The sequence below is a fragment of the Pseudomonas sp. NPDC087639 genome (genome assembly GCF_044743385.1).
In the GTDB taxonomy this organism is placed as follows: Bacteria; Pseudomonadota; Gammaproteobacteria; order Pseudomonadales; family Pseudomonadaceae; genus Aquipseudomonas.
The window spans coordinates 90,764-100,949 of sequence record NZ_JBIUWI010000012.1 but is presented as its reverse complement, the minus strand read 5'-3'; the positions used below and the strand labels follow the sequence as shown (position 1 = coordinate 100,949).

Annotated in this window: 9 protein-coding genes; 7 read left to right on the top strand and 2 right to left on the bottom strand. The window is 58.5% G+C overall.

Translation table 11 applies throughout. The annotated features are described in order from the left end of the window. Together argF and ACIOVB_RS08010 are read left to right on the top strand one after the other, a co-directional pair. The coding region (argF, locus tag ACIOVB_RS08015; protein WP_401266491.1) for an ornithine carbamoyltransferase at positions 1-731 on the top strand (731 nt) is incomplete at its 5' end. Then, entirely contained in the window at positions 728-1,837 is a 1,110-nt protein-coding gene (locus ACIOVB_RS08010; RefSeq protein ID WP_401266488.1) for an ABC transporter ATP-binding protein, read from the top strand. The genes argF and ACIOVB_RS08010, both read left to right, overlap by 4 nt. A gap of 77 nt (positions 1,838-1,914) precedes the next feature. Here ACIOVB_RS08010 and ACIOVB_RS08005 read toward each other — a convergent pair whose 3' ends face one another. Together ACIOVB_RS08005 and ybaK are read right to left on the bottom strand one after the other, a co-directional pair. After that, entirely contained in the window at positions 1,915-2,697 is a 783-nt protein-coding gene (locus ACIOVB_RS08005) for a PhzF family phenazine biosynthesis protein (RefSeq protein ID WP_401266485.1), read from the bottom strand. Positions 2,698-2,795: 98 nt separating this feature from the next. After that, positions 2,796-3,266 (bottom strand): Cys-tRNA(Pro) deacylase, encoded by a 471-nt coding sequence (gene ybaK, locus ACIOVB_RS08000; protein WP_401266482.1) that lies wholly within the window; start codon positions 3,264-3,266, stop codon positions 2,796-2,798. Between the two features lie 351 nt (positions 3,267-3,617). On the opposite strand from ybaK, the gene ACIOVB_RS07995 reads away from it, so the two are divergent. The 5 genes from ACIOVB_RS07995 to ACIOVB_RS07975 all read left to right on the top strand — a co-directional run bounded on the left by ACIOVB_RS07995 (position 3,618) and on the right by ACIOVB_RS07975 (position 10,011). Next, the gene (locus ACIOVB_RS07995; protein WP_187678181.1) at positions 3,618-4,469 is read left to right on the top strand and encodes an MIP/aquaporin family protein; all 852 of its coding nucleotides are present in this window, start codon (positions 3,618-3,620) and stop codon (positions 4,467-4,469) included. A gap of 77 nt (positions 4,470-4,546) precedes the next feature. Then, positions 4,547-6,049: a glycerol kinase GlpK gene (gene glpK / locus ACIOVB_RS07990; RefSeq protein ID WP_187678182.1), complete on the top strand. Its 1,503-nt coding sequence runs from the start codon at positions 4,547-4,549 to the stop codon at positions 6,047-6,049. A 95-nt stretch (positions 6,050-6,144) separates the two neighbouring features. After that, positions 6,145-6,900 (top strand): DeoR/GlpR family transcriptional regulator, encoded by a 756-nt coding sequence (locus tag ACIOVB_RS07985; RefSeq protein ID WP_007916700.1) that lies wholly within the window; start codon positions 6,145-6,147, stop codon positions 6,898-6,900. Between the two features lie 312 nt (positions 6,901-7,212). Continuing rightward, a complete protein-coding gene (gene glpD / locus ACIOVB_RS07980; protein ID WP_401266479.1) occupies positions 7,213-8,748 on the top strand; it encodes a glycerol-3-phosphate dehydrogenase in 1,536 nt (511 codons plus the stop codon). Positions 8,749-9,096: 348 nt separating this feature from the next. Beyond that, complete coding sequence (locus tag ACIOVB_RS07975) at positions 9,097-10,011, top strand: glutamate/aspartate ABC transporter substrate-binding protein (protein ID WP_305439570.1); 915 nt, start codon at positions 9,097-9,099, stop codon at positions 10,009-10,011. Positions 10,012-10,186 lie beyond the last annotated feature (175 nt).

The following is a 10,186-nucleotide window of genomic DNA, read 5'->3' as shown; positions in this document are numbered from 1 at the left end:
TGATCCAGCTCGGCGGCCAGGCGAACTTCCTTTCGCCGCGCGACACCCCACTGGGCCGTGGCGAGCCGATCGGCGACTGCGCCATCGTCATGTCGAGCATGCTCGACGCGGTGATGATCCGTACCTTTGCCCACCGCACCCTGACCGAATTCGCCGCCAACTCGCGCGTGCCGGTGATCAATGGCCTGTCCGACGACCTGCACCCGTGCCAGTTGCTGGCCGACATGCAAACGTTCCTGGAACATCGCGGCTCGATTCAGGGCAAAACCGTGGCCTGGATCGGCGACGGCAACAACATGTGCAACAGCTATATAGAAGCGGCGATCCAGTTCGACTTCCAGTTGCGTATAGCCTGCCCCGAAGGCTACGAGCCGAACCCTGAATTCGTCGCCAAGGCCGGCGATCGCGTGACCATTGTCCGCGATCCGCAGGACGCCGTGCGCGGCGCGCATCTGGTCAGCACCGACGTCTGGACCTCCATGGGCCAGGAAGAGGAAACTGCCAAGCGCCTCAAGCTGTTCGCACCGTTCCAGGTCAACCGCGCCCTGCTCGATCTCGCTGCCGAGGACGTGCTGTTCATGCACTGCCTGCCCGCGCACCGTGGCGAAGAAATCAGCCTCGACCTGCTTGATGACCCGCGCTCCGTCGCTTGGGATCAGGCAGAAAACCGTCTCCACGCACAGAAGGCCCTGCTCGAGTTCCTCGTCGAACCGGCATATCACCACGCATGAGCCATGAATTACTGCTGAACCTGCGCAACCTCGCTTGCGGCTATCAAGACCAACGCGTGGTGCAGAACCTCAATCTGCACCTCAATGCCGGTGACATCGGCTGCCTGCTCGGCTCGTCCGGTTGCGGCAAGACCACCACCCTGCGTGCCATTGCCGGTTTCGAACCGGTGCACGAAGGTGAAATCACGTTGGGTGGCGAGACCATTTCCAGCGCCGGTTTCACCCTCGCGCCGGAGAAACGCCGGATCGGCATGGTGTTCCAGGACTACGCGCTGTTCCCGCACCTGAGCGTCGCGGACAACATCGCCTTCGGCATCCGCAAGCACCCGCACAAGGATCGCGTGACCGAAGAGCTGCTGGAACTGGTCAACCTGAAGAACCTTGGCAAGCGTTTCCCGCACGAGCTGTCCGGCGGCCAGCAACAGCGCGTTGCCCTCGCCCGCGCCTTGGCACCGGAACCGCAACTGCTGCTGCTCGACGAGCCGTTCTCCAACCTCGACGGCGAGTTGCGCCGCAAGCTCAGCCACGAAGTGCGCGACATCCTCAAGGCGCGTGGCACCAGTGCGATTCTGGTGACCCACGACCAGGAAGAAGCCTTCGCCGTGAGTGATCACGTTGGCGTCTTCAAGGAAGGTCGACTGGAACAGTGGGACACGCCCTACAACCTCTATCACGAACCGGCGACGCCGTTTGTGGCCAGTTTCATCGGTCAGGGTTACTTCATTCGAGGCCAACTGAACACTCCGGAATCGGTGCAGACCGAACTGGGTGAACTGCGCGGTAATCGTGCTTATACATGGCCGATTGGTGGTGCGGTGGATGTGCTGTTGCGTCCTGACGACATCGTTTATGCGCCGGACAGCGCTTTGAAGGCGCGGATAGTGGGCAAGACTTTCCTCGGGGCTTCGACGCTTTATCGCCTGCAACTGCCGACGGGTGCGCAGCTGGAGTCGATCTTCCCGAGTCATGCTGATCATCAGGTTGGCGCAGAGGTCGGAATTCGTGTTGCCGCTGAACATCTGGTGTTGTTCCAGGCGAGTGGCAGCACAGCAGCGCAAATACCAGCAGTGGAAAACGGCGTGCGCCGATTCAGCACCGCTTATTAAGATCAAAAGATCGCAGCCTTCGGCAGCTCCTACATTGATCCCTGTAGGAGCTGCCGAAGGCTGCGATCTTTTAGCTTTTAAGCGAGCAACAACTTACCGCTCGCAACGAGCGTCGCATTGCCACCGATCTTCACCCGCTCACCCTCCAGACGACAGAACAACTCCCCGCCCCGCGCCGAACGTTGGCACGCGGTCAGACTGGATTTACCCAGACGCTTCGACCAATACGGAATCAAACTGCAATGAGTCGAACCGGTCACTGGATCTTCATTGATGCCGATAGCCGGTGCGAAGTAGCGCGAGACAAAATCATGATGATTGCCGCGAGCTGTGACGATAGCGCCCAGCCATGGCAGTTTGGCCAGTGCGACCATATCCGGCTTGCAATCGAGCACAGCCTGCTCCGATTCCAGCACTACAAACAACTCATTTGACCCGAGCACATCCACTGCTTCGACGCCCAGCGCCCGCTCGACATCCAGCGTCACACCGATTTCCGACGGCACAATCGACGGGAAGTCCAACCACAAGCGGCCACCTTCGCGACTGACACTCAGCGGTCCGGACTTGCAAACGAAGTCCAGACGTTCGGCAGTTTCCTTGTAGATCTCGAACAGGACATAGGCACTGGCCAGCGTCGCGTGCCCACACAACGGCACTTCTGTAGTCGGGGTGAACCAGCGGATGTGCCAGGCCTGACCTTCACGCACCAGAAATGCGGTTTCCGCCAGGTTGTGCTCGGCGGCGATCTTCTGCATCAACTCATCCGCCAGCCATGCGTCGAGTCGATAGACCATCGCCGGATTGCCACTGAACGGCCGATCACTGAATGCGTCGACCTGATAAAACTCGAGCTGCATAACCTTCTCCCTAAGTTCGTCGGCAGAGCATGCAGCGCGGGTCGGATCAGCGCCAGTGACAGAACCGGCCAATTTTCTTCATACAGCGCAGGCCGATCTCAGGCTCGACCAATCTCGGCGAATTTCGCCTGGGTATGTTCCGCCAAGACCATTGGCGCCAGCTCAACCTCTAGCCCGCGCCGACCGGCGCTGACATAAATAGTCGCAAAACCCTGGGCTGAACTATCGATAAAAGTGCGCAGGCGCTTCTTCTGACCCAACGGGCTTATGCCTCCCAACAGGTAACCGGTGGAACGCTGCGCGGCTGCCGGATCAGCCATCTCGACTTTCTTCACGCCGGCGGCATGCGCCAGACCTTTGAGGTCGAGCGTTCCGACGACCGGCACGACAGCCACTAACAATTCACCTTTTTCACTCGCCGCCAGCAGCGTCTTGAACACCTGAGCAGGCTCAAGCGCCAGTTTTTCTGCGGCCTCCAGCCCATAGGACGCGGCCTTCGGATCATGTTCGTAACTGTGCACGCGATGTTCGGCACGAACTTTTTTCAACAAGTCCAACGCAGGGGTCATGGCAGCTCCAGGCTCGGCAGTGGCAGAAAAAACCTGTGGCGGATTTTAGGCCATCGCACCACAAAAGGCTCTATTCCAAGCCACGTTTCCCGTGGCTTGCAGACTTTTGAGCACATCGTTCACGAACGATCATTCACACAACGAATAGTTTAATTGTGACCGACGGTTCACTTTCGACCTTTGACAGGTTTGTTTCTTGTCTATATTTTTTCGAATCTGAATAATGTAAGAATTGTCGACATCGCAGCACCCAGCAGTAAACCGGGAACAGGATGGGGATTCTGCCCCGGGGAAAATCGCGCATTGCCCTGTTGGCAATGCGCCAGACAACAACAAAAATCGAGGTTTTCAATGACAACTGCTTTACAGCAACCATCGCTCTCGGGCCAATGCATGGCCGAGTTTCTGGGGACTGCACTCCTGATCTTTTTCGGTACCGGTTGTGTCGCCGCGCTCAAAGTCGCGGGCGCCAGCTTCGGCCTGTGGGAAATCAGCATCATCTGGGGCGTCGGCGTGAGCATGGCGATCTACCTCACCGCCGGGGTTTCCGGTGCGCACCTCAATCCTGCTGTGAGCATCGCGCTGACAATCTTTGCTGACTTCGAAAAGCGCAAACTGCCGTTCTATATCGTCTCGCAGATTGCCGGCGCCTTCTGTGGTGCGCTGCTGGTCTACACGCTGTACAGCAATCTTTTCTTCGATTACGAACAAACTCACCAAATGGTTCGTGGCTCGGCTGCCAGCCTTGAGTTGGCGTCGGTGTTCTCCACTTTCCCGAACCCTGTGCTGTCTACCGCTCAGGCATTCCTGGTCGAGATGATCATCACCGCCATCCTGATGGGCGTGATCATGGCCCTGACCGATGACAACAACGGTCTGCCAAAAGGTCCGATGGCGCCGCTGCTGATCGGCCTGTTGATCGCGGTGATCGGCAGCTCGATGGGTCCACTGACCGGTTTTGCGATGAACCCGGCACGTGACTTCGGTCCAAAACTGATGACTTTCTTCGCTGGCTGGGGTGAAATTTCCTTCACCGGCGCCCGTGAAATCCCGTACTTCCTGATTCCGATTTTTGCACCGATTGTCGGTGCCTGCCTCGGCGCTGCCGGGTATCGCGGGCTCATCGCCCGCCACCTGACCGGCGCCACACCTGCTACAAAGGATGCAGAACCGGCCATTGAAGGCAAACCAAGAACTTCTTGAAACAGTCGGCGCAGGCTCCTGCCCTATAGAGCCTGCGCCCCGGCCCACTCTCCCTTATTTCGTCCAAGGCAATCGACATGACCGACATTCAGAATAAGAACTACATCATTGCCCTCGATCAGGGTACGACCAGCTCCCGCGCGATCATTTTCGACCGCGACGCGAACGTGGTCTGCACCGCGCAGCGCGAATTCGCCCAGCATTACCCGCAAGCCGGTTGGGTTGAACACGACCCGATGGAAATCTTCGCCACCCAGAGCGCGGTGATGGTTGAAGCGCTGGCCCAGGCCGGTCTGCATCACGATCAAGTGGCCGCCATCGGCATCACCAACCAGCGTGAAACCACCGTGGTCTGGGACAAGACCACCGGTCGCCCGGTCTATAACGCCATCGTCTGGCAGTGCCGCCGCAGCACCGAGATCTGCCAACAGCTCAAGCGTGACGGCCACGAAGACTACATCCGTGACACCACGGGTCTGGTCACCGACCCGTACTTCTCCGGCACCAAACTGAAGTGGATCCTCGACAACGTCGAAGGCAGCCGCGAGCGTGCGCGCAACGGCGAACTGCTGTTCGGCACCATCGATAGCTGGCTGATCTGGAAATTCACCGGCGGCAAAGTCCACGTCACCGACTACACCAACGCCTCGCGCACCATGCTCTTCAACATCCACTCGCTTGAGTGGGATTCGAAGATGCTGGAGATCCTCGACATCCCGCGCGAAATGCTCCCGGAAGTGAAAGCGTCTTCGGAAATTTACGGTCGCACCAAGAGCGGCATCGCCATCGGCGGTATCGCTGGTGACCAGCAAGCGGCACTGTTCGGCCAGATGTGCGTCGAGCCGGGCCAGGCAAAAAACACCTACGGCACTGGTTGCTTCCTGCTGATGAACACCGGCGACAAAGCGGTGAAATCCAAGCACGGCATGCTCACCACCATCGCTTGCGGCCCGCGCGGCGAAGTGGCTTACGCGCTGGAAGGTGCAGTGTTCAACGGCGGTTCAACCGTGCAGTGGCTGCGTGATGAACTGAAGATCATCAACGACGCCCACGACACTGAATACTTCGCCAGCAAGGTCAAGGACAGCAACGGCGTGTACCTGGTGCCGGCCTTCACGGGTCTGGGCGCTCCGTACTGGGACCCGTATGCCCGTGGCGCGCTGTTCGGCCTGACTCGCGGCGTGCGCGTGGATCACATCATCCGCGCCGCGCTGGAATCGATCGCCTATCAGACCCGCGACGTCCTCGACGCCATGCAACAGGACTCCGGCGAACGCCTGAAGGCCCTGCGCGTGGACGGCGGCGCAGTGGCGAACAACTTCCTCATGCAGTTCCAGGCCGACATCCTCGGCACTCAGGTCGAGCGCCCGCAAATGCGTGAAACCACTGCACTGGGCGCGGCTTACCTGGCCGGCCTGGCTTGCGGTTTCTGGGGCAGCCTAGAAGAACTGCGCGGCAAAGCGGTGATCGAGCGCGAGTTCGAACCGAGCCTGGACGAAGTCGAGAAAGAGAAGCTGTATAAAGGCTGGAAAAAAGCCGTCAGCCGTACCCGTGACTGGGCGCGTGAAGACGCTGAATAAGCCAGTCTGAGGACTGACTAAGGCTGGAAACTGGTCGGGAGCGGATTCCTGCGGCATCATGGGCAAATTTTGCACGGCAGCCCAAAGGAAGCCCCATGAATCTGCCTCCCCGTCAGCAGCAAATCCTCGAGCTGGTCCGCGAACGCGGCTATGTGAGCATCGAGGAAATGGCCACGCTGTTCGTTGTTACCCCGCAAACCATCCGCCGCGACATCAATCAGCTCGCGGAAGCCAATCTGCTGCGTCGCTACCATGGCGGTGCGGCCTATGATTCCAGCGTCGAAAACACTGCCTATGCGATGCGCGCCGATCAGATGCGCGATGAAAAGCAACGCATCGGTGAAGCCATCGCCGCGCAGATCCCCGATCACGCCTCGCTGTTCATCAATATCGGCACCACCACCGAATCGATTGCCCGCGCCCTGCTCAATCACAACCATCTGAAGATCATCACCAACAACCTGCACGTGGCATCGATGCTCAGTGCCAAGGATGATTTCGATGTGCTGCTGACCGGCGGCAACGTGCGCCGCGATGGCGGTGTTGTGGGTCAGGCGAGTGTGGATTTCATCAACCAGTTCAAGGTTGATTTCGCCTTGGTTGGCATCAGTGGTATCGACGAGGACGGCAGCCTGCTCGACTTCGATTATCAGGAAGTGCGGGTCTCCCAGGCGATCATTGCCAATGCACGGCAGGTGATTCTGGCGGCGGACTCGAGCAAGTTCGGACGTAACGCGATGATTCGCCTTGGACCGATCAGCCTGATTGATTGTCTGGTCACTGATCAGCAGCCGGTGCCGGCGTTGGCGCAGTTGTTGAGTCAGCACAAGATTCGTTTAGAAGTCGTTTAACCCCCTCAGCATTCCCATGTGGCGAGGGGATTTATCCCCGAGGGGCTGCGAAGCGGCCCCCTCAGCATTTCAAAGTGGAACCTCGTTTGATGGTTTTGGGACTGCTTCGCAGTCCATCGGGGATAAATCCCCTCGCCACAAAGAGCATCCCCGCCTCAATAATGTTCGTAAATTTTCTTTTAAGCGCCCTTCGATGAGTTTTTTCAATCGAAGTCGACTGGCTGTGCGCGTGTTTATGGGCTACCATTTTCGCAAATGAACATTAATGTTCGATTTCCAATACAGAAAATCAAAAGAGCCCGAGGCCAGCCGATGTCCACATCTACCTTGCGTACGCCCCCTATCTCCGAGATCTACGACCTCGCCGTCATCGGCGGCGGGATCAATGGGGTGGGGATCGCAGCGGATGCCGCCGGTCGCGGTCTCTCGGTGTTCCTTTGCGAAAAGGACGACCTGGCCAGCCACACCTCGTCAGCCAGCAGCAAGCTGATCCACGGTGGCCTGCGCTACCTCGAACATTACGAATTCCGTCTGGTGCGCGAAGCACTGGCCGAGCGCGAAGTGCTGCTGACCAAGGCGCCGCACATCGTCAAGCCGATGCGCTTTGTGTTGCCGCACCGTCCGCACCTGCGTCCGGCGTGGATGATCCGTGCCGGTCTGTTCCTGTATGACAACCTCGGCAAACGCGAAAAGCTGCCAGGTTCGAAAAGCCTGAAGTTCGGCGCCGACAGCGCGTTGAAAAGCGAAATCAAGAACGGCTTCGAATATTCCGACTGCTGGGTCGATGATGCCCGCCTCGTTGTATTGAACGCCATGGCAGCCCGTGAAAAAGGCGCCCACGTCCACACCCAGACCCGTTGCGTCAGCGCCCGCCGCGCCAAGGGCCTGTGGCACCTGAACCTGGAACGCGCCGACGGCAGCCTGTTTTCGATTACCGCCAAAGCGCTGGTGAACGCCGCCGGTCCGTGGGTGGCCAAGTTCATTCGTGATGACCTGAAGATGGAATCGCCGTATGGCATCCGTCTGATTCAGGGCAGCCACATCATCGTGCCGAAACTGTACGAAGGTGAAAACGCGCACATTCTGCAAAACGAAGACCAGCGCATCGTCTTCACCATTCCATACCTGAACCACTTCACCCTGATCGGCACTACCGACCGTGAGTACACCGGCGATCCAGCCAAAGTGGCGATCACCGAGGGCGAAACCGATTACTTGCTGAAAGTAGTCAACGCCCACTTCAAGAAGCAGATCAGCCGCGACGACATCCAGCACAGCTATTCCGGTGTACGTCCGCTGTGCAACGACGAATCCGACAACCCGTCGGCCGTGACTCGCGATTACACCCTGGCACTGTCTGGCGGTACCGAAGAAGCGCCGTTGCTGTCGGTGTTCGGCGGCAAGCTGACCACCTATCGCAAACTCGCCGAATCGGCAATGGCGCAACTGATGCCGTTCTTCACCCAGATGCGCCCGAGCTGGACGGCCACCGCCACCCTGCCCGGCGGCGAAGACATGTCCACGCCGCAGGCGCTGAGCGCGCTGATCCGCGACAAGTTCGACTTCGTGCCGACTGAAATCGCTCGCCGCTGGTCCACCACCTACGGCAGCCGCACCTGGCGCATGCTCGAAGGTGTCGAGACCCTCGCCGATATGGGTGAACACATTGGTGGCGGGCTTTACACCCGTGAAGTCGATTACCTGTGCAGCGAAGAATGGGCGACTACGGCGCACGACATTCTGTGGCGCCGCAGCAAGCTGGGGTTGTTCACCACGCCGGCCGAGCAGGAGAAGCTGGCGGCTTACCTGGGCAAGGTCGAGCAGAATCGCAAGATTGAAGCGGCCTGATCTGATCAGTGCTTGAACGAAAGCCCCTGAATTGCGAGATTCAGGGGCTTTTTTGTTGGACAGCCAGAACCAGCCCCCTCCCGGCCCTCTCCCCATTCGGTTTTCCGAACGCGACCTGACGGTCGATTCGGTTAACCGGATCAGTTTGATCTTAAAAAACCATCACAAAACTTTAATAACGTTATAAATCATATAGTTAATGACAGGCTGGTGGTCTGGCACGACTCATGCTCTACACTCTCTCGACGAATGCCTGTTGTGCCAACACTTCAGGAGCCGTCAGGCATTCGAAGCACAAAAGGGCCGACAAACTGGCTCCATAAAAAAAACAATGTCGAGGAAAATTTGATGCGCATCGTTCCCCATATCCTGGGCGCAGCCATTGCTGCCGCTCTGATCAGCACGCCAGTTTTCGCCGCCGAACTCACCGGCACCCTGAAGAAGATCAAAGAGTCCGGTGTGATCACCCTGGGCCACCGCGACGCCTCCATCCCGTTTTCCTACATCGCGGATGCTTCCGGCAAGCCGGTCGGCTACTCCCACGACATCCAGCTGGCCATCGTCGAAGCGATCAAGAAAGACCTCGACCTGCCAAATCTGCAAGTCAAATACAACCTGGTGACTTCGCAAACCCGTATCCCGCTGGTGCAGAACGGCACCGTGGACGTCGAGTGCGGCTCCACCACCAACAACGTCGAGCGTCAGCAGCAAGTTGACTTCTCCGTCGGCATCTTCGAAATCGGTACCCGTCTGCTGTCCAAGGCCGACTCCAAGTACAAGGATTTCGACGATCTGAAAGGCAAGAACGTCGTGACCACCGCCGGCACCACGTCCGAGCGCATCCTCAAGGCGATGAACGCCGACAAGCAGATGGGCATGAACGTCATCTCCGCCAAAGACCACGGCGAATCCTTCCAGATGCTGGAATCGGGTCGTGCCGTCGCGTTCATGATGGACGACGCCCTGCTGGCCGGCGAAGCCGCCAAGGCCAAGAAAGCCACCGACTGGGCCGTGACCGGCACTCCACAGTCGTACGAAATCTACGGCTGCATGATGCGCAAAGGCGACGAGCCGTTCAAAAAGGCTGTGGATGACGCTATCAAGGCGACCTACGCATCGGGCGCGATCAACAAGATCTACGAGAAGTGGTTCATGGCGCCGATCCCGCCAAAAGGCCTGAATCTGAACTTCCCGATGAGCGATGAGCTCAAGGCCCTGATCGCCAATCCGACCGACAAAGCGGCTGACGACAAGAAATCCTGATTTCTGACTAACCTTATCTCCTGAAGGGGCGCGGCCCTTTCAGGAGTTTGTCACTCCCTGCTGGCATTTTTTGGAAACACTCGAACCGGTGGCTATCGAGCCGATCGCGTGTGCCTGATCTTCACGATCAGGGAGGGAACGGAGTTCCCCAAGCGGGCACTTGTACATCGATCGA